We start from the raw sequence: 19,620 nt of genomic DNA, 5'->3' as shown, positions 1-19,620 counted from the left end.
GCACCTAAGAAAAAGGAGGGCATGAACATGGAAGACATTCTCTATTATATGGACACGCTGTATGTACTCATCGCTGCATTGCTCGTATTGACGATGCAATTAGGTTTCGGATTACTCGAGACAGGGACGCTTCGGGCGAAGAACGCCGGTCACGTCGCGGTCAAACAAATTATCAGCCTCTCTGTGGCGGCACTCGCTTTTTGGGCGGTCGGATTCGGCCTCTCGTTCGGTGACGGAACGACTTGGTTTGGGACAGAAGGATTCTTCTTAAGCGGATCGTTCACAAGCCTCGACTGGGCGAACGTATCAATCGACATCAAATTCTTATTCCAGTTATCATTCGTTGCGGTATCCCTCGCTATCGCTTGGGGTGGATTTGCGGAACGGGCTAAGCTTTCTGCCTACGTTCTCTTCGGTATCTTCTTCGTCGCCATCCTCTACCCGATTGTTGCACGCTCAGTATGGGCTGGCGGAATGCTCGGATCAATGGGGATGCAAGACTTCGCAGGTTCGGCGGTCGTTCACCTTCAAGGTGGGATGGCGGCTCTCATGGCGACTATCATCTTGAAACCACGTCGCAAGACGGAATCACTCGCTGGTCACAACCACGTGTTGACTGTCGTTGGCGGTCTCGTACTTTGGCTTTGCTGGTTCGGATTCAACGCTGGTTCAACGATGTCGGTCGCTGACGGATTCTTCGGTTACGTGGCGTTGACAACAATGCTCGCAACAGCAGCTGGTGCGCTTGGTGCTCTTGCCATTGTCATGCTCCACCGTAAAACGGCAGACATCCCGACGATCGTCAACGGTGTTCTCGGAGCACTCGTTGCCATCACAGCAGCTTGTGCGTTTGTAGAGCCTTGGGCAGCAGTCGTCATCGGTGCCCTCGCATCGATTGCAACATACGGAACGAGCATCTTGATGGCAAAATATGTGGACGACCCACTCTGCGCCTTCTCTGTACACGGCGTGGCTGGTATTATCGGGACACTCGCACTCGGTTTCTTCGCATCTCCTCGACTCGTCGAAATTACAGGTATCGGTTCTGCCGGTCTCTTCTACGGCGGCGGATTGACACAACTCGGCGTTCAAACACTCGGCGTATTGATCGCCATGGTCATCGCTGGTGGCGGAAGCTACGCGTTCTTGAAACTCCTTGACGTCACAATCGGTCTTCGCGTTACAGAAGAACAAGAAGATGTCGGTCTCGATATCGCAGAGCATGGTGTATCAGCATATGGTGAAGTCGAAGAAACAACAGAGAAACCAGGACGCCTTCCGAAGATTCTCGGTTCGAGCGTATCGGTCATGTCTCCTAAAAAATAATTCGAACTAAGGAGGGGTTAGTCACCAAAATATGGTGACTAACCCTTTTTCGCTTTACACCAATTCAAATAACGGTAAAATGAAGTCGTGAAATTTTTACGCATCATGACATTCACTGGAGGTATGACTTATAAACGCTCTTGATTTCGCACTATTCTTACTCGTTTTTATTTCCGTTATGATCTTCTTTTTTGTAAAGTTCATCAATCGACCGAAAAGAAGATGAACGACTATTAACATGTCAAAAAATCATCTATCGCTTAATACAAAATGAAAGACGAACGAGATGTTGTTTGAACCGTCTCGTTCGTTTATTTTTTTGTATATCTATTCGTCACTATTTACGTCAACCGTCTCAAGTAATAACGAATGACCACAATGGATAAAATCAGCCCGACTGCCGCGTCCCATGTCGCACCAAATCCAACCGAGGCGAGCACGAGCACGGTGGATTGCACGATGAGTAACCGCATCGCCCACCACGAATAGCCTTCGATCCGCTCTTGACGGGTGATTGGTAGCCAGGACACAATGGAAATCGCCTCTAACCGTTTAAACAATGGAACGAGCTGTAACGCTGTCAGCCCTACAAATAGTGGTGTGACGAATCCTACATACCAACCGCCTGACATCCACATGACGATGAGCGCCACCGCCGTCAATCGAAGAATCAGGTCGAGGGAGTCGTTCGAACGAATAATCCGAAGACCGTACACGTAACGGGACGCATCGACGCGTTGGAGTACTCGTTTTTCGAGCAGCTTTGTCAGTAGTCGTCGTTCCCGCACTTCTTCTTTCAAGGTCGGCAAGTCGACGAACCAGCTGATGACTCGTTCAAACTGAGCCCGACTCTTCTCCTCAAGCGCCAACCAGTGTAAAAGTGGGATTCGTTCGTTTCGTTTTACATGTAAGAAAATGAACGGCATGAACGCGGGCACCCACGCCCACTCTGTCCAATCCATGAGAAGACATGCGCCGCTCACGAGCGCGAACGGGACGATGAGCCATTCGCGTACCCCTTCCACTTTTGCCAATCGACCTGCAGCCGACAGTAACATCATCGTGACAACGAGTGATAATACCTCAATTCCCGTATAGCTCTCCGTCCGCACGAGAAGCGGCAATAAAATGAGTAAGACGAGAAGTGCTCGGATTGTCGCAAAGCCGATATTAAACAAGCGCACACCAATCATATAGGAACGAATCATCCCTAGTTCCGGGAGGAGGAACACTTGATCCGCCTCTTGGATAAACGTTCTCGGACGATGACCGAGCGGGATGAGAATGAGAACCGCTGCGGCAATCCACACCCCCGGAAACGTCCCATCAATTCGTTCTAAAAAGTTGTTGTAGACGAATGCCCCGTAAATCAAAGTGAAGTAGAGTGTGAACAAGAGTCCGCCGTTTGCGACGTAGCGACTATATTTGACGACCTCTTCCATCCAATTGCCGAGTCTTGATGTAAATCGATTCATGACGACCGTTCCTCCGACGCAATCGCCTCTACATAAATGTCATCAAGTGTCGCATCAGGTGACAATTGATACTTGTCTCGCAACTGTGCGGCCGTCCCGTTCGCAATGACGACACCTTGATGAAGGAAGACGAAACGGTCGCAATGCCGCTCCGCTGTTTCAAGAATATGGGTCGACATCAAAATCGCACAGTCTTGTTTGTACTCATCAAACAGTTGGAGCAACTGACGAATCGCTAGTGGATCAAGACCGACGAACGGCTCATCGACGATGAGGAGCGGCGTCTTCGTCACAAGGGCGCATAAGATCATCGCCTTTTGTCGCATCCCTTTTGAAAAGACGGACGGGAACCAAGTAAGTTGTTTTTCCATTCGCATTTCTTTTGCTAAACGCTTCGTTCGTTCGGTCAATTCTTCAGGACTTACGTCATATGCTTTCCCCATCAACTCAATGTGTTCTTGTAAGGTTAACGTCTCGTATAAAATCGGTGTCTCCGGTATGTAACTTACTTTCTTACGATACCTTTTTTCTGAAGACTCTAATGTTTCTCCATCAATTTCGATTTTTCCGGATAGTGGTGACAAGAGACCCAAAATGTGTTTGATCGTCGTCGATTTTCCAGCTCCATTTAGCCCTATCAACCCAACGAGCTCTCCTTTTTTCACTTCAAACGAAACGTCGTGCAAAACTTGCTTTCCGATATATCCGCCGTTCAATCGATCGACGTGCAGCATGAAAACCACACCTTTCATTTTCAACTTTTTTTCGTGGTATATGTTTTAAATGTTGTCACATGGGAATAATCTGAACTGTAAGGCATTTTAAAATAAAACATCAATACTCCCATTGTTCCACAAAATCGTTGAAAAGAACAATGGGCAAACAGAGGAAGGAGAAATGAATGATGGGGTTTATTCTTTATTTGATTATCGGGGGTATCATCGGTTGGTTAGCAGGATTAATTCTAGGTAAAGACGTACCAGGTGGAATCATTGGTAACATCATCGCGGGGATTATCGGTGCTTGGTTGGGTGGACTCATCTTCGGTGATTTCGGACCAATCGTAGCGGATATCGCGATTATCCCAGCTCTTATCGGTGCGATTATCCTTATTTTGATTGTATCGTTCGTCATGAAATCAATGCGTAAAAAGTAATTATTTATGTACAGGAGGGGCTTCCAAAATGGAATGTCCCTCTTTTTTCATTGGATCAATAAATACATCGCGTCATTTTTTTCAATAAACTGCTTCTCCGTTTCAAGACCAAAGAACGTGAAGAATGATTCGAAGAAAGATTGACCGTAATCCCACTCTGTTCCGAGTTTGTGTTCTGTCTTTTCATTTGGTTCGCCGAGTAATGCAATCAAGTCGTCTGGTCGTTTATCAAGATCGATTAAAACTGACTGCACGTCTCCCTTTTCAAACACGACAGTCAATCGCTCATAATCCCATTCATCGTCACGTTTCCCATCTGGCTCTCCTAACGTTTCTTGAACCTTTCCTTCCGATTGTCCAATCAACGAATCAATCGTTTCTAACGGATGACCGGTTTGCGCTTCTACTTCGATCTCAATCAACTCTGCCCGCTTCAAATCGAACTGTCCCGCAATCGCTTCACTCGATTCCGGCATCAATGCATACTCGAGCGATTCAGGAGATGTTAATTGAATCGTCTCTGTTTCGGACACCGTCTCACCATTCGCCACGGCGACCGCCTTCACATCATAACTTCCTGGCATCTTCTCGAACGTGAATCGTCCGTTCGCTTCATCAATCCGACCGACGCGCTGCCCATCGACCCAAATATTCGTCAACGGTACGTCTGAAGTGACATCGATTCGTTGTGGCAATAACTCAATCCGATAATCTGAAAAGCCAAAGCGCCCTTCACCTGTATCAATCAATCGAAACAGTCCTTCCGCTTCCATGCCTTTCGTCCGATTCGCACGATCTTGTGCGACTTCGGCGATGGCATCGCCACGAATGGATTTTTCATCGTTCAGCCAGCCCATAAACCGCAACGCCTCAGCACGCGTTAACGTTTCGCCTTGATATTCTATCTTTTCCTCAAAAAAAGCACGGTCTTCCTCTAATAAGGCCTCTTTAAATGCGACGTGAATCTTGTCTTGCTCCGCCGCTGGTTTGTATCCATATATATAGAAGACAATGGCTCCGACTAAAATAGTGAAAATAGATAATAGAAGAATCATTTTGGAATGACGTTCTTTCTTTCGACTTCTTGTATACGACATCTTTTCGCCTCCTTTCTTCAGTGCTTACTTCAAGTATAAAAGGAATCAATCTCTCTTCCAATCGTTCTTGCGCCTGAATTTCCGTGGTATGATGAAACAGAAATGACTTTTTAGAATGGAGGAATATAGATGCATACCGATCCAACCTGTATCTTTTGCAAAATCGCTCAACAAGAAATCCCGTCGTATCGGGTATATGAAGATGAGGCGGTCGTCGCTTTCCTCGACCTCTCGCAAGTGACAAAAGGTCACACGCTCGTCATCCCGAAACATCATGCGAAAAACGTTTACGAGCTACCTGAAGAGGTCGCAGCGGACGTCTTCAAACGCGTCCCGACCATCGCGAAGGCCATTCAACGCGAAACAGGGGCAATCGGCATGAACGTCTTGTCGAATGCTGAGGAAGTTGCCGGACAAACGGTCTATCACTTCCACATTCATTTAATTCCACGTTTCGGACACGAAGATGGATTCGGAGCAAAATGGATTACACAAAATGATGCGTTCACATCTGAAGAACTCACAACCCTCGCATCGAATATTCAATCACACGTTTAAGACAGACCGAGACCCGTCAATCGATGACGGGTCTCGTTTTTTATGATTGATTGATTGAATCAAGGTGACGTTTCCGTTCTTCTTCTAATTGCGCTCGCTCGACCTGAAGTTTGATTGCCACTTCGTATAACTGTTGACGCGTCTTAACAGATGTCGCTTGTTCAAATTCTTTTCGTAATTCGGTTAGACGGGTATCTATTTCAAGCATACGTTTTTCTCGTATCGATTCTTCGCGTGCCTGCTCTGTTTGTTTCGACGCTTCATACCCCGCCTCTAGTGTGTTCATAATGGAGTCGGCCCAAGTGTCATCTCCCAGTCGTTTCGCAGCGAGATACAGGTCAAGCATGTCATCTACCCAACGCTTCGCTTTCTCCACTGAGGATCACCTTCCTTTACCTGTATTTTAAAATAAAATGATTTTTCGGTCAAAATTGAATGTTCTGAAAAATTTTATTTGCGATATAGGTTTTTAATCACTCTTTTTTGGTAAAATAATATGAAAAGAATGTAATTCGGATTATCCGAGCTTGAGGAGGGGAATGTTTTGTCGAGTCGCCAACGTCGAGATTGGATTGCTTTCGGCTTTATTTTAGCATTTTTAGGAGTTGCCACGTTTAAAAAACTGGCGAGAGGTACCGCAAACGATGCTGCTGCTCAACAACATCGAGCATCCACAATCACTACGCTAAAAGAACAATTTGGGAATGTGGCGAAACATGCATCGCAAGTTGCCGCCGCAGGGAAACTGCAAGGAAAAGAATTGACTGATCAAGTGAAAGCCGAAGTCGAACGCTATCAACAAGACATTCAGCCTTCAGTCGAGCGAATTCAAGGGAACCTTCAGGAACTCTCGAACGTACAGTCTGCTATGACTGACAACACTGTCAATCAAACACAGTGAGTGTTTGAGGTCATCGTCCGTCGATTACTTTTGATTTTTTATCCGGAAAGGATGGATCGAAATGGAACACGAAAAAGAATTCACTGGCCCTGAGGCCATGCTCTATAGCCACAAAATTATTCAATTGAGTAAGGCTTTGTGGAAAACCGTCGAAAAAGATTGGCAAAACTGGATTAAACCATTTGATTTAAACATCAATGAGCACCACATCTTATGGATTGCCCACGCGTTAGGCGGCGCATCGATCTCTGAAATTGCAAAATATGGCGTCATGCACGTCTCGACCGCTTTCAACTTCTCGAAGAAGTTAGAAGATCGTGGATTACTTACGTTTTCGAAAAAAGAGACGGACAAGCGAAACACGTATGTCCAATTGACACCTGAAGGAGAATCGTTGTTGCTTGAAACGATTCACGCGTTTGATCCAGAAGGAAACGGCGTATTCCGCGCTTCTCTTCCGCTCCAAGAACTTTATGGCAAGTTCCCTGACTTAACAGACATGACGGCCATCGTGCGTCGTTTATATGGGGACAACTTCATGGATATCTTTGCTGAAACATCAAAAATGATCACAGAAGAGGCAGGCAGACGTCCTGATGAGGATGAACTCAGTCAAGAAGCCTAACCTGCCGATAGAGTGGCTCTGTGACGTCTAACTCGATTCCTTGACGGACGCATGCCCCAAGAATCGTTTTCACGTCTAGCCTTGAATCTAACATACCCACAAAATGGACGAGCAACGGTTCTATGGACGTAAACCCATAGCGCATTTGCTCGTTTTGTCGTGCCCGAATATCCTCAAGCAACTGATAAAACGCCTCTACGTCCTGCTTCGTCAAGTTCGCTCGAATCACTTCATATTCAAACGGACGGTCCGTCCAATCAACAATCTCGAGTAAGATCTTCATCTGATATGATAAATGCTCGACCTTCTCTTCTAGTGACACTACCCTCACCCCATCATTTCACATTCTATTACATCATTATACGACAGGATTGTGTGCTATGATACTGTACAGACAAGAGAACAGCTGTCATGATTAGGAAAATGTGATATAGTCGGACTTAGAAACTTTAAAGAATTATTAGGGGTGGAATACATGTCAAACGGAATGACAAACGAACCAAAAAAGCAAGATAAAAAATTCTCAACCGGCGCTCTCGTCGGTGCATCTGCACTCGCACTGATCATCGGTGCTGGCGGCACATACGCAGCGACAAACGCAGGCGGCGTAGAATCAGATAATTCAGCAGTCGTCACATATAAAGGCGGCGAAATCACACGCGGTGAAATCGCGGACATGAGTTACGACCGCATGGTGCCACAACTCGCATTCCAAGAGACGATGAATGCACTTCTTGAAAAAGAATATGGTGATCAAGTCGAGCAAGAAAAAGTAGATGAAGAGTTCAGCAAGACAGAAGAACAATTCAACTCAAAAGAAGAATTCGAACAAGCGATTCAACAAGCCGGCATGAGCGGCACAGAAGAGTTCAAAGAAGCGCTTCGCGGACAAATGCTTGTCGACGCAGCAAAATCTGAACTTGTCGACGTGACGGATGAAGAAGTTGAAGCACAGTTCGCAAAAGAAAACGTGGAAGTGGAAGCTAGCCACATCCTCGTCGAATCAGAAGAAGAAGCACAAGACATCATTAAACAGTTGAATGACGGTGCAGACTTCGCTGAACTCGCGAAAGAAAAATCAACAGATACAGGTTCTGGTGAAAAAGGTGGAGAACTCGGTTACTTCTCTACAGGCACGATGGTACCTGAATTCGAAGAATATGCATTCAAAGAAGACGTGGTTGGAAAAGTCTCTGAGCCAATCCAATCGCAATTCGGTTTCCACGTCATTAAAGTGACAGACCGTAAAGAGAAAGACTTGAAACTCGAAGACGAGAAAGACCGTATTCGTGAAGAGTTAGCAACAGAAAAATCAGCTTCTGTCGATGCAAACAAAATTTACGCGGAGTTGATTGAAAAATACAACGTTGACGTAAAAGATGCAAAAGCAGAGCAACAATTTGACGCTGTCAAAGAAGCAATCAAAAACGCAGACGAGTCTTCTGAAGAGTCGACTGAACAATAAGACAAAAATGGCACTCCGTAATGGAGCGCCATTTTTTTATGGACATATTATAACTTTGGACGATAGAAGGCACGGTTATCGAGTGCCATGACACGCTCCGTAAACGTACCCGGCTCGACACCTTCATACGCTTTCTCGAACATGTTCATCCGCGCGTCGATGTTGTCGATGAAGAATAACATCTCCGCTTCAGGGAGTTGTGGCGTATTCGCCGATCCCCACTCCGGTTTCCCATGATGACTTAAGACGAGATGTTGCAACAACGTTGTCACTTCTCGGTCCGTCCCGAGCTCACGTGAGACGACTTCTAGTTCAGATGCCATGAGTGAGAGATGGCCGAGCAACTTTCCTTCAAGCGTATACTCTGGGGTAATTGCATCCGATAACTCGATGACTTTCGCCAAGTCATGCAAGATCACTCCTGCAATCAACAGGTCTCGGTTCAACGATGGATACAGGTCACACATCGTGTCCGCAAGCTTCAGCATCGACATAACGTGGAATGCGAGTCCGGAATAGACTGCGTGATGATGTCGCACAGCAGCCGGATACGTGAAATATGCCTCTTCGTGACGATTGACGACTTCTTCAACGAGACGACGAATCTCATCGTGTTGAAGTGACGTGATGAACCCACGGATTGTCGTTTCAAGTTCCGATTTCGGAATCGGCGCCGACCGAACGTACGGAGCGATATCGACTTCTTGCTCGATGATTGAAATTTGCTTCAACTTCAATTGCGTCCGTCCACGATAGTCCATCACTTCACCGGCCGCATGGACGATTTTTTTCGTCGCATACTTTTCGGTATCCGAACTATCCCATAATTTCGTTTCGATTTCGCCACTCTCGTCGCAAAGGATTAATGTTAAATAAGGCTTTCCGTTCCCGGCAAGTCCCTTATACGATTGTTTGATCATGACATATTGGTCTAGCGTGTCGCCCACTTTGAGCTGACCGATTTTTGTCGTCAATGAAAGCACCTCTCTCTTGTTCAGTACCTTCATCTTATCGAAACTTTGCGACAGATGCCAACATTCCTGACAATTTGGGAATACTACTACTATAGCGAATTGGAGGAATAGACAATGGAATGGGATTGGTACACGCGCCCCGAGGATTATGTGGAAGTAGATTCTCGATATGCACCGGCCTATACGTATTGGCTCGAGCAGTTGACGACCGCAAGCGTCACAAAAATCGTGGTCGAGGATGGTTATATGTACGGGTCACTCACACTCGACTACGAGCAGTTAGAACGTGAGCCGCAGAAAATCGGGCACTATTTTATCGGTCCTGATTTTTTATGGACAATTGGATTTGACGATTTGCATCACGAATCGGTCCTTGCGAAAGACTGCAACTCACCGATTGAAGCGTTCTATGAATTGCTTGCCGAACGGATGAACAATTACTTTCACGGAATCGATGAATTCGAAGAACGACTTCTCGTGGCACAGCGAGAAATGGCAGGACAAGTTCCTGCCACGTTCATGAATGAAATCTTTGGTCTTCGGAGTGAAATCGAACGTTGGTCCGACACCGTCACTCCCTATAAAGAACTCGTCATGGCAGGACGTGAGGCCTTTCTCGATATCGACCTACAAACGTTGAGACCTTACCAACTCGCGGATTATCGAGTCAGTCGACTATTGACGCTCATCAATCATTATCAAGGTGACGTCATCGCGATGACAGACCTCGCCTCGACACTTTCTAACTTTCGGGGAAATGAAATCATGAAGGCACTCACCGTCTTCACAGCACTTACGACCCCTGTCGTCGCGTTCGGTGCCGTATGGGGAATGAACTTTAAAGCAATGCCTGAACTGGATTGGCCGTTTGGTTACGCGTTCGCCTGGTTAATGATTCTATTCTTCACTCTTATCATTCAAGTATGGTTGAAACGGAAGAATTGGATTGGTTCGTTGTTACAATTCCCGAATCAAACCACTTCATCAAAGAATAAAACGAAACAAAAATCTAAAAAAACGAACAAAAGTTCGTTATAATAAAGAAAAGAGATTTGCACAGGAAAGGTGATGTTATGGAACGACTCATCATTCATGTGGACATGGATGCCTTTTATGCCTCCGTCGAACAACGGGATCGTCCAAATTTACGTGGAAAACCTGTCATCGTCGGTGGACCACCTCACAGTCGTGGAGTCGTTGCCACTTGTTCATATGAAGCGAGGAAGTACGGCGTACACAGCGCGATGTCATCACGTCGCGCTTTTGCGTTGTGTCCACACGCTACGTTTGTCAAACCACGATTCCAAGCCTATCGACAAGTGAGCGCGCAGGTCATGGACATCTTTAAATCGGTCACCCCTCTCGTCGAACCTTTATCCCTTGATGAAGCCTATTTGGACGTGACCGAAAATACGCTGTTGAGCACATCAGGTCCCTATATCGCCCGCTATATTCTAGGAGAGATCAAACGTCGTACCGGTCTCACGGCATCCGCTGGCGTCGCACCTTCAAAATTCGTCGCAAAAATTGCGTCCGGCTTTGAAAAGCCGAACGGTCTTACCGTCGTCTCACCTGAGAAAGTCGCTGATTTTCTCTCTCCCCTCTCCATCGAAGCAATGCACGGTGTCGGGAAAGTGACCGCCCAAACGCTTAACAAAAGTGGCTATCATACAATCGGTGACCTTCAACAAGCTCGTCCCGAACAACTGAAGGCCATCTTTGGACATGATCGCGGGCAACAACTTTATGAACTAGCACATGGACGAGACACGCGTCCTGTCGTCGCCACGCGCGAGCGTAAGTCAATCGGGTCGGAAACGACGTTTGCGTTTGACATCGACGACCCCGAAGAAGTATTCGAACGGGTCATTCCCGAAATGGAAGACGTGTTGCGTCAGCTCGATCGCCGCGAACTGAGTTGCCAAACCGTCACCATCAAATTAAAGACGAGCGAGTTTCAGGCTAGAAGTCATCAAATCAAATTGAATCATCCGACGCATGACCATGACGAGATTCGACGACTAGCAAGACGCCTCTTCGATGAGATGAATGTCACCGAGCCCGTTCGCTTGATTGGACTGACCGTATCGGACTTGATTCCTCGAAATGAATCCACACGTCAACTGACATTTGACGAACTGACGAAACCTTCTCTTGAAGAATGAATGACCATTCATTAAAATAGAGAAAAAGGGGGTCGTGTGAATGGAGACATACACGGTGACAGGATTCGAGAATGATGGCACGCTCGTGTTGAACGAAATGTTCGAAGCAAGCGATGATCAATCAGCCAAACAGCAAGGGCTCGACATGCTTCGAGCAGCAGGGCATGAACATAAAGGCGCGCGCATCGTTCGCCGGGGACAACTCATCTATTTCGAACGTTGCAAATTACCGGGGAAATTAAAAGGAACGGCATCATAATGAAAGTAGACCGAGATTCTTGTTCTCGGTCTACTTTTTAATTTCCATATTTCTCATTCCATGCTTTCTGCCATTCCTGAATATCAGGGTGAATGTCCTCGAACGATTCCCCGCTCAAACTATATCCGCTCCCTAAACCCGATCCGTCTGTCACAGGGAATGACGTTCCCCCGATTACCTCTCCATCCACGACCATTACCGAGACAGCAGTCTGACCGGCGGGAGATTGTTCACCAATCGGATGATCTTTTACCGTAAAGTTTTCATAGTATATGGTCTTTCCAACGTATTCATCCGGTGACACAGATTGTAATCCCCAAGTGTTCTGTGCACGATCTTCCGTCAACTCATCTAAGGTTAACGTACTCATATACTCGCCTTCATATGAGACGATTGGGTACTGTTGTTTCTCAAGATACTGTTCAGCCACCCGCCCGTTCTCCGTCATCTCAGGTTTTGGTTCGGCCTTCTCTTCTTTCCCACAGGCTACTAGAAACAAGCAGAGGAAAACCAACATCCATTTTTTCATCGTCGTCCATCCTTTCATTTCCTGATCACTTTACTTTCGTTATCCGCCCCCTAAATCCTGCTTAAAATGGAAAGAGAAACAGAATCATCAGGATTCCGACGATGCCGGTGAGTAGTTGCAACGGCACACCAACTTTGACGAAATCCATGAATCGATAGCCTCCTACACTAAACACCATCGCGTTCGTCGGAGAACCGAACGGCGTCATGAAAGCAAGGGATGCTGAAATGGCGACAGCGATGACGAACGGGACTGGACTGACCGCCATGGATTCCGATAGAGCGATGGCTAGCGGAATGAACAAGATAGCGGTCGCGGTGTTCGAGATGATTTGACTGAGGACCATCGTCGCAAGAAATAAGACGACGAGGACCCAGGCTGGCCCAAAGCCCGCGAACGACCGCCCAATCCAGTCGACAAGCCACGTCATGATGCCCGCCTTCTCAAGCGCCGTTCCTACCGGGATCATCGCGGCAATCAAGACGAGTGAAGACCATTGAATCGATTGATACGCAATGTCTAGGTGGCGCACGGCTCCGCTCATCACCATCGCCAGTGCCGCCAGCCAAACCGCAACGGTCGGATCAACCCATTCAAACACGAACAACGTCATCATCATAACCATGATCACACCTGCCGCAAGTTGATGATGACTCGACACCGTCCGATTCGCTACATCCGTCACCCGCTCGTTCGAGAGGAGTAGTCGTGCCTCTTGTTCAACCCGCTCTAAATCGTCCCACTTCCCTTGTACCATCAACAAGTCCCCTTGTTTTAGCGGCGTATCTTTCAGGTGTACTTGTGCAATTTCTTCTTGTGGGCGGATGACACGCAAGACGTTCACATGAAACTCATTCCGTAACTGGCTCTCATGAAGACATCTCCCTACAAGTTGACTCGACCCTGGAATCGTGAACATGACGATGCCACCGGTCTTGTCATAGACGTTTGTTGCCTCAACCTGCTGAAACGGAATGTGTTGTTGTTCCGAGAGAGAACGGACTCGCTGCTCATCCCCACTGACGAGGATTGACCCGGCACGCAATACGGTGTCAGCGCGAGCAGTTTCGTAATGCCGCCCTATCCCTTTCACTCGTTCCTTTAGTACAATGATACCGTCACGCGACCATTTCAATTCACTTAGTCGTTTGCCAATCAACGGATGTACCTCGTCAATCGACAGGACATACACGTTCGGGTTGATCGTCTCGATTGCACCGCCTCCATCCCATTCCCTTGAACGATTATCTTCGAGCAAGCGATTTCCGACGAGACGAAAATAGAACAAGCCGACAATCATCACGACCGCACCGATTGGGAGCAAAGAAAAGAAGCCGATCGGCACATCAATTAGACCTCGTAGCGATTCAGCTGCGACAAGGTTCGGCGGTGTCCCAATCAATGTCATCGTCCCTCCGATGCTCGAGAAGAAAGCAAGCGGCATCAGATACGTCTTTGCGGATCGTTTGATTTGTCGTGACATCGCCATGACGACAGGAATGAGCAATGCGACCGTCCCTGTGTTCGACATGACGCTTGAAAGCAAGGCGACGGTCAACATGAACAAATAAAAGAGTCGTGTCTCACTTCCGTTCGCGTACGGAATGAGTGCAGATGCCAATCGTTCCGCTAAACCGGAATGAAACAACCCTGCTCCAACGATGAACAGTCCAGCAATCATCAAGACGACTGAATTTGAGAATCCCGCCATCGCCTCACCCGGCGTCAATTGATTAGTTAGGACGAGACATAAAAGACCAATCAATGCGACCAAGTCTGCTCGGAGCCAACCTGTTATGAAAAAGAGAATCATCCCGAATAGAATGAGCACGGTCCACATGCCAGTTCACCCTTTCCCCATCATTCTACTTTCATTATAAACCCTCTATGAAAACGCTTACTTCATTCTTGTGACAATCTCATCAACAAAAAAACGGATGGCTCAATCGCCATCCGCTTTTCACATCTTATTGAACTTCGTTTTCATTTACCATCGGCGCGTAAAGCTCCTCAAGTGGTTTCATGATGATTTTCGTTACTTCTGTAACGAGCTGGTGCATGCGTTGCTCTTCTTGCATGAGCTCCATGATTAATTCGTTCTGTTGAACGCTCATCATTTTCGTTTGCGCATCCATCATTTCCTGCTCAGAGATTTCCTCTCCTTGCATTTGCTTTTGTTGAAGCGTCATTTGGATGTTACGGAAGTCAGCGAACAACTGGTTCGCTTCCGCATCCGCATTGACACGATCGTATAAAGAAGAGAGTGTTGTGAACTCTTCAGAATCGCGAAGTGCTTTCTCCAATTGGTAAGCTTGGTCGTACAAGTTTGTTTGTGACATGTAACGTCCTCCTAAATGCTATTAGGGTCTAGCTCATCATAAGATGGCAATTAACCCTTGAATCAACCCAATCATACCACCTAACAGCGCTCCAAGCCATGTTATTGCCCGGAACTCTCGTTTCGAGATCGATAACACGATCTCTTCGAGGTACGAGGTGTCGAGCGACTGGACTTGTTGCTGTACGATTTGATCGATTTTTAAGCGGTCCATGATCGTCTCCATTTGATTCGTGAAGCGCTCAATGACAAGGGTGACCCCTTGAGGCACTAGTTCATCGACGACACGAGATTCGATGGACTCGGTATACGACGAGACCGGTCGATCCAACAATTGTCCGATTGGCAAACGCGTGACGACTTGTTCGGTGATGCCATCGATGAGTCGAGTTTCTAATCGTTCATCAATCAACGTATCGACCGTCTTTTCACTGAATCGTTCGAACTCACGTGTAATCATCGTCGTCATGCCGTCACGAGTCGACTGACCTCGTAAAATATTGACGATTTCTGGACGAACCATCTCAACAAAATTCATATTTTGAATAAATCCTGCGATAAATCCAAGCCGACGTTGAACGAACGAATCGACCATATGACGAAGTTGCGCCTCACCTTCAGGAGAATAAAAATACTCTTCCGATTTGACGAGAAGTGCGTCAACAATTTCAGGAATGACTGCTCGTACGCGGTCCATTCCTTCTTCTCCAAGCAATTCAAACAACTTCCGTTCTTTCACATCGGACATGACGCTCGTTAGCTCGTCACGTAACTTTTCATCCGCCGACATAAGGATGCGTGCCTCTGCATTCGGATAGAGAGGTTCTACGAGTTCTCGAACGGTTTTTTCCGAGCGTAGCATCGCCTGAACTTCTTGTTGCGCAAAGTGCGTAATATGCGTCGTCACTTGGTCATCCAATAATCGTTTTCGCATGCCTTCCGGCGTCAATAAGTGTTTGACGACCGTTTTTCCTAAGCTTGATGCCAATTCATCCCGACGTTTCGGAATGAGACCTGGTGTAAAAGGAATCCGGAATGAACCGATATATTTCGGTTCATGTGGCCGAAACAACATCTTGATGGCGAGAAAGTTCGTCACGCCACCAATCGTCGCCCCAATCACAATCATGAGTAAAATCTTTAATAACCCGTCCAAACTGCAAGCCTCCGATCTGAAATATGATACATTGTTGATGAGGTGATAGTATTGAATACGTTTGATCGTATTAAATCGATTTTTCCGACTGCTGTCCATCGGTCGGAAGATGCATCTGGTGACCTTGACTGGTTCGAGACGCAAGATGGTACCATATTTGGGCTCCCAACATTCGAATTGACCGAACGTGAACAACAATTGCTCCGCATGTGGGCGACCCCGATCCTTCAGTCCGACCCACATCAGCGAAAATGGCAAGAACGCCTTCAAGATGAGACGTACCGTCTCGAACAATCGTTTCGGCTCATCTCTCTTTCGCTCCAAGAAGCAGAAGAGGAAGCGTTCGAATCATTCATCAGCATTATCCATGACTTCATGCCACATGCTGAAATCGTGTTGATCACAACCAAACATATCGAACTTATCGAACAAGACACGTTTGTCGACCTTCAGGAGTTCGAGGACGTCTTGCGTGCCATCGCGAGCGATTGTTTCATCGAAGCACACGCTGTCTATAGCGAACGTTCTCAAGGTCCTCTCGCCCGTGTGTATCGTCAACATCAACTGCTCATGCCATACGCTCGTCTATCTACTAAAACTTACCCTGCTAGTCAATTATTATACCATTATTTACTACAAGAGCAGGACTTAAAAGAGCGGAACCATATCACGGCTTCACTCATGGAGATGCTTGATCTATCGACGATTGAACTGCTTGAGGCGTTGTTCAGTCATTCATTGAACGTCTCCCATACGGCCAAAGCACTCTTCATGCATCGAAACACGCTGAATTATCGACTTGATCGTCTGTTCGAGACGACGGGTTATGATGCACGGAAGTTCTATGACGCGAGTCTCCTTCAACTAATGGTCACGTTGCACAAATCCGATTGACGGTTTTTGTGCAACTTGTCTATATTCAATGCAAGCGGTTTCATCATATAATCGTTCTTGTAAGCGCTATTATAAACATACAGATTCTTTAGGAGGCTAACGACATGGCAGAAATTCGTTTAGAACACATTGATAAAATTTACGATGGTGGCGTCAAAGCCGTCAGCGATTTTAACTTACACATCAAAGACCGTGAGTTCATCGTCTTCGTCGGACCATCTGGTTGCGGTAAATCGACGACACTTCGTATGATCGCAGGTCTTGAAGAGATTTCAAACGGTGACTTTATCATTGACGGGAAACGAATGAACGACGTTGCTCCTAAAGATCGTGATATCGCCATGGTCTTCCAAAACTACGCGCTCTATCCGCACATGAGTGTCTATGACAACATGGCGTTCGGCTTGAAGCTCCGTAAGTTCCCGAAAGACGAGATTGATCGTCGCGTAAAAGACGCTGCTCGTATTCTCGGGTTGGAAGAGTACCTCGAGCGTAAACCAAAAGCGCTCTCAGGTGGACAACGTCAACGTGTCGCTATCGGCCGTGCCATCGTTCGTGATGCAAAAGTCTTCTTGATGGATGAGCCGCTCTCAAACTTGGATGCAAAACTTCGTGTACAAATGCGTAAAGAGATTATCCAGCTCCACAACCGTTTGGACACAACGACAATCTACGTTACCCACGACCAAACAGAAGCGATGACACTCGCAACGCGCATCGTCATCTTGAAAGATGGTCTTATCCAACAAGTCGGTTCGCCGAAAGAAGTATACGACAACCCAGACAACATCTTCGTCGCTGGTTTCATCGGCTCACCTTCGATGAACTTCTTCCGCGGTACACTCGCTGAAGGTAAATTCATCACGAACGGTGAAGAAGTCAACGTTCCAGAAGGAAAAATGAAAACACTCCGTGACCGTGGCTATGTCGGAAAAGAACTCGTCCTCGGGATTCGTCCAGAATCAATCCATGATGAGCCAATCTACATCGACTCACCAACGACACACACGTTCAAAGCGCACATCGACGTCGCTGAGCTCATGGGTTCTGAGTCTTACCTCTACGCTGAACTTGGTGGACAACAGTTCACAGCACGCGTTGACGGCCGCTCGAACATCCACATGGGTGACGATGTCGAACTCGCACTCGATATGACAAAAGCGCACTTCTTCGACGGAGAAACAGAACAAGTCATCCGTTAAGGCATACAAAAAACCTCGATTCATCTGAATCGAGGTTTTTTCTTATCGAATCGCATAGCGCTGTTCGAGCTTGTGTTGACCGGCTTGAATCAAAGTCGATAAAATCCAGTAAATCGAAGCCGAGAACAAGAGCAACGGCATGACCAAATACGTCGTTGCGGCAATTTGGTCAGACACATACGTTAACTCCTGAACCGCGATGACCGAACCGAGTGACGTCGACTTGATGATGTCGATGACCGAGTTCGAGACAGGCGGGATGGCGCGAGAGAGCGCCTGTGGGAAAATGATGTCTTTGAAACGCTTCATTTTCGGGATTCCTAGCGCGACACTCGCCTCTACCTGTCCTTTGTCGACAGAGTTGATGGCTGCCCGGAAAGCTTCCGAGATATAGGCCGCAAAGTGGAATCCAAGTCCGAAGATGAGCGCCTGCATCCCACTGAGTTGCACGAACCCAGTGAGACCGACATACAAAATCAATAATTGAAGTAAGAGTGGTGTCCCACGGAAGAACGAAATGTACGTCCGCGTGAACAACCGTACAATTTTAATCGGGCTACTATGAAGTAAAGCGATGATCAGACCGAGCGCCAAGGCGAGAAGAATCGACAGGACACTGGCGATCAACGTGAGCTGGACGGCTTCAAGATAGACCGAGCGGTTATCTATGACGGTCGTGATCAGTTCATTCATTGACTGATGTCCTCACCGAAGTACTTCTCACCGATTTCCTGCATCGTACCGTCTTCTTTCATTTCCGCAAGTGCATTGTTCAACTTCTCGAGAACGTCGCTATCTTGACGTGTCATGAATCCAGCTTCACTTGTGTTGAAGATGTCACCGACTGCTTTGACGTCATAGCCTGTTTTTTCAAGCTCTGTCAAGATGAAGAGACGGTCGTTCAATGCTGCATCAAGACGACCGACTTCGAGGTCTTGAAGCACTTGGTTCGCCCCTTTGTAGTATTTCACTTCAGCGCCAGCTTCTTCAGCCATTTGTGCATAGACTGAACCTTGTGTCGATCCGACTAATTTGCCGTCGAGGTCTTCTACGCCTTGGATGTCGTTGTTATCCGAACCAACGATGACTTGAGCTCCTGATACCGCATACGGGTCAGAGAACGCATACTTCTCTTCACGCTCAGGTGTGATGCTCATTTGGTTGGCAATCATGTCAATTCGTTCTGCATCAAGTGCTGGAACGAGTCCTTTGAAGTCCATTGCCTCATACTCTACTTTATAACCGGCACGTTCTGCCGCTTCGTTCAAGACGTCGATATCATATCCCATCAATTCACCTTTATCTTTGTATGTGAACGGTGGGTATGTCGCCTCTGTCCCGACAGTGATGACTGCTTCGTCCGCTCCACTGTCTGTCTCGTTACCGCAAGCTGCGAGAAGCCCGACTGAAGCTCCGATTGCGAGTACGCTTGTTAATGTCTTTTTCATGATGATTCCGCCTTTCCTATAATCCTTATATGATTACACGGTTTTAAACAAT

General features: G+C 47.0%; 23 protein-coding genes. 11 read left to right on the top strand and 12 right to left on the bottom strand.

Features of this window, described 5'->3' with window-relative positions:
- Positions 1–21 precede the first annotated feature (21 nt).
- Positions 22–1,326, top strand: a complete 1,305-nt coding sequence (locus LCM29_RS00250; protein WP_224860203.1) for an ammonium transporter — start codon at positions 22–24, stop codon at positions 1,324–1,326.
- Between the two features lie 341 nt (positions 1,327–1,667).
- Here LCM29_RS00250 and LCM29_RS00245 read toward each other — a convergent pair whose 3' ends face one another.
- Together LCM29_RS00245 and LCM29_RS00240 are read right to left on the bottom strand one after the other, a co-directional pair.
- Positions 1,668–2,801: an ABC transporter permease gene (locus LCM29_RS00245; protein WP_224860201.1), complete on the bottom strand. Its 1,134-nt coding sequence runs from the start codon at positions 2,799–2,801 to the stop codon at positions 1,668–1,670.
- Positions 2,798–3,535 carry an ABC transporter ATP-binding protein gene (locus LCM29_RS00240; protein ID WP_263600772.1) on the bottom strand — a complete coding sequence of 246 codons (738 nt, stop codon included), beginning with the start codon at positions 3,533–3,535 and terminating at the stop codon, positions 2,798–2,800. The genes LCM29_RS00245 and LCM29_RS00240 overlap by 4 nt, the downstream gene beginning before the upstream one ends.
- Positions 3,536–3,705: 170 nt before the next feature.
- Here LCM29_RS00240 and LCM29_RS00235 point away from each other — a divergent pair, with 170 nt between their 5' ends.
- Positions 3,706–3,957 (top strand): GlsB/YeaQ/YmgE family stress response membrane protein, encoded by a 252-nt coding sequence (locus LCM29_RS00235; RefSeq protein ID WP_031421191.1) that lies wholly within the window; start codon positions 3,706–3,708, stop codon positions 3,955–3,957.
- A 47-nt stretch (positions 3,958–4,004) separates the two neighbouring features.
- Here the strand turns inward: LCM29_RS00235 and LCM29_RS00230 are convergent, their stop codons facing one another.
- Positions 4,005–5,054, bottom strand: a complete 1,050-nt coding sequence (locus LCM29_RS00230) for a hypothetical protein (protein ID WP_224860199.1) — start codon at positions 5,052–5,054, stop codon at positions 4,005–4,007.
- Positions 5,055–5,183: 129 nt separating this feature from the next.
- Here LCM29_RS00230 and LCM29_RS00225 point away from each other — a divergent pair, with 129 nt between their 5' ends.
- Positions 5,184–5,612, top strand: a complete 429-nt coding sequence (locus LCM29_RS00225) for an HIT family protein (RefSeq protein ID WP_214696201.1) — start codon at positions 5,184–5,186, stop codon at positions 5,610–5,612.
- 40 nt (positions 5,613–5,652) lie between these two features.
- On the opposite strand, the gene LCM29_RS00220 is transcribed toward LCM29_RS00225, so the two are convergent.
- A complete protein-coding gene (locus LCM29_RS00220) occupies positions 5,653–5,988 on the bottom strand; it encodes a hypothetical protein (protein WP_214696207.1) in 336 nt (111 codons plus the stop codon).
- Positions 5,989–6,156: 168 nt separating this feature from the next.
- Here LCM29_RS00220 and LCM29_RS00215 point away from each other — a divergent pair, with 168 nt between their 5' ends.
- Positions 6,157–6,513, top strand: a complete 357-nt coding sequence (locus LCM29_RS00215) for a hypothetical protein (protein WP_224860197.1) — start codon at positions 6,157–6,159, stop codon at positions 6,511–6,513.
- 61 nt (positions 6,514–6,574) lie between these two features.
- Positions 6,575–7,138 carry an HTH-type transcriptional regulator Hpr gene (locus tag LCM29_RS00210; RefSeq protein ID WP_015880933.1) on the top strand — a complete coding sequence of 188 codons (564 nt, stop codon included), beginning with the start codon at positions 6,575–6,577 and terminating at the stop codon, positions 7,136–7,138.
- Here the strand turns inward: LCM29_RS00210 and LCM29_RS00205 are convergent.
- On the bottom strand, positions 7,122–7,460 hold the full coding sequence (locus tag LCM29_RS00205) for a DUF1878 family protein (protein ID WP_224860194.1): 339 nt from the start codon (positions 7,458–7,460) through the stop codon (positions 7,122–7,124). The genes LCM29_RS00210 and LCM29_RS00205 overlap by 17 nt on opposite strands.
- Before the next feature lie 153 nt (positions 7,461–7,613).
- Between LCM29_RS00205 and LCM29_RS00200 the strand changes: the two genes are divergently transcribed.
- Positions 7,614–8,603, top strand: coding sequence for a peptidylprolyl isomerase (locus tag LCM29_RS00200; RefSeq protein ID WP_224860192.1), 990 nt, complete (start codon positions 7,614–7,616; stop codon positions 8,601–8,603).
- A 47-nt stretch (positions 8,604–8,650) separates the two neighbouring features.
- Here the strand turns inward: LCM29_RS00200 and LCM29_RS00195 are convergent, their stop codons facing one another.
- Entirely contained in the window at positions 8,651–9,610 is a 960-nt protein-coding gene (locus LCM29_RS00195) for an HD domain-containing protein (RefSeq protein ID WP_224860190.1), read from the bottom strand.
- 81 nt (positions 9,611–9,691) lie between these two features.
- On the opposite strand from LCM29_RS00195, the gene LCM29_RS00190 reads away from it, so the two are divergent.
- The 3 genes from LCM29_RS00190 to LCM29_RS00180 are packed head-to-tail and all read left to right on the top strand — an operon-like array spanning position 9,692 to position 12,001.
- The gene (locus tag LCM29_RS00190; RefSeq protein ID WP_224860188.1) at positions 9,692–10,615 is read left to right on the top strand and encodes a magnesium transporter CorA family protein; all 924 of its coding nucleotides are present in this window, start codon (positions 9,692–9,694) and stop codon (positions 10,613–10,615) included.
- 35 nt (positions 10,616–10,650) lie between these two features.
- On the top strand, positions 10,651–11,742 hold the full coding sequence (gene dinB, locus LCM29_RS00185) for a DNA polymerase IV (protein ID WP_224860186.1): 1,092 nt from the start codon (positions 10,651–10,653) through the stop codon (positions 11,740–11,742).
- A 40-nt stretch (positions 11,743–11,782) separates the two neighbouring features.
- Positions 11,783–12,001 (top strand): YhzD family protein, encoded by a 219-nt coding sequence (locus LCM29_RS00180; RefSeq protein ID WP_074032616.1) that lies wholly within the window; start codon positions 11,783–11,785, stop codon positions 11,999–12,001.
- A 37-nt stretch (positions 12,002–12,038) separates the two neighbouring features.
- Here LCM29_RS00180 and LCM29_RS00175 read toward each other — a convergent pair whose 3' ends face one another.
- The 4 genes from LCM29_RS00175 to LCM29_RS00160 all read right to left on the bottom strand — a co-directional run bounded on the left by LCM29_RS00175 (position 12,039) and on the right by LCM29_RS00160 (position 16,024).
- On the bottom strand, positions 12,039–12,530 hold the full coding sequence (locus LCM29_RS00175) for a hypothetical protein (RefSeq protein ID WP_224860184.1): 492 nt from the start codon (positions 12,528–12,530) through the stop codon (positions 12,039–12,041).
- Between the two features lie 61 nt (positions 12,531–12,591).
- On the bottom strand, positions 12,592–14,370 hold the full coding sequence (locus LCM29_RS00170) for an SLC13 family permease (RefSeq protein ID WP_224860182.1): 1,779 nt from the start codon (positions 14,368–14,370) through the stop codon (positions 12,592–12,594).
- 127 nt (positions 14,371–14,497) lie between these two features.
- A complete protein-coding gene (locus LCM29_RS00165; RefSeq protein ID WP_074032614.1) occupies positions 14,498–14,869 on the bottom strand; it encodes a YlbF family regulator in 372 nt (123 codons plus the stop codon).
- Between the two features lie 36 nt (positions 14,870–14,905).
- Entirely contained in the window at positions 14,906–16,024 is a 1,119-nt protein-coding gene (locus LCM29_RS00160; RefSeq protein WP_224860180.1) for a DUF445 domain-containing protein, read from the bottom strand.
- Positions 16,025–16,066: 42 nt separating this feature from the next.
- Between LCM29_RS00160 and LCM29_RS00155 the strand changes: the two genes are divergently transcribed.
- A complete protein-coding gene (locus LCM29_RS00155) occupies positions 16,067–16,918 on the top strand; it encodes a PucR family transcriptional regulator (protein ID WP_224860178.1) in 852 nt (283 codons plus the stop codon).
- A gap of 104 nt (positions 16,919–17,022) precedes the next feature.
- Positions 17,023–18,120, top strand: coding sequence for an ABC transporter ATP-binding protein (locus LCM29_RS00150; protein WP_214875186.1), 1,098 nt, complete (start codon positions 17,023–17,025; stop codon positions 18,118–18,120).
- A 42-nt stretch (positions 18,121–18,162) separates the two neighbouring features.
- Here the strand turns inward: LCM29_RS00150 and LCM29_RS00145 are convergent, their stop codons facing one another.
- Positions 18,163–18,813, bottom strand: a complete 651-nt coding sequence (locus tag LCM29_RS00145) for an amino acid ABC transporter permease (RefSeq protein WP_015880920.1) — start codon at positions 18,811–18,813, stop codon at positions 18,163–18,165.
- Complete coding sequence (locus tag LCM29_RS00140; RefSeq protein ID WP_224860176.1) at positions 18,810–19,568, bottom strand: transporter substrate-binding domain-containing protein; 759 nt, start codon at positions 19,566–19,568, stop codon at positions 18,810–18,812. Before LCM29_RS00140 ends, LCM29_RS00145 begins: the two co-directional genes overlap by 4 nt.
- Between the last annotated feature and the right edge of the window lie 52 nt (positions 19,569–19,620).

Source organism: Exiguobacterium aestuarii (assembly GCF_020171655.1).
Lineage (GTDB): Bacteria > Bacillota > Bacilli > Exiguobacteriales > Exiguobacteriaceae > Exiguobacterium > Exiguobacterium aestuarii_A.
Note: the sequence above shows the minus strand (reverse complement) of the source record. Positions and strands in the feature narration are given on the sequence as shown.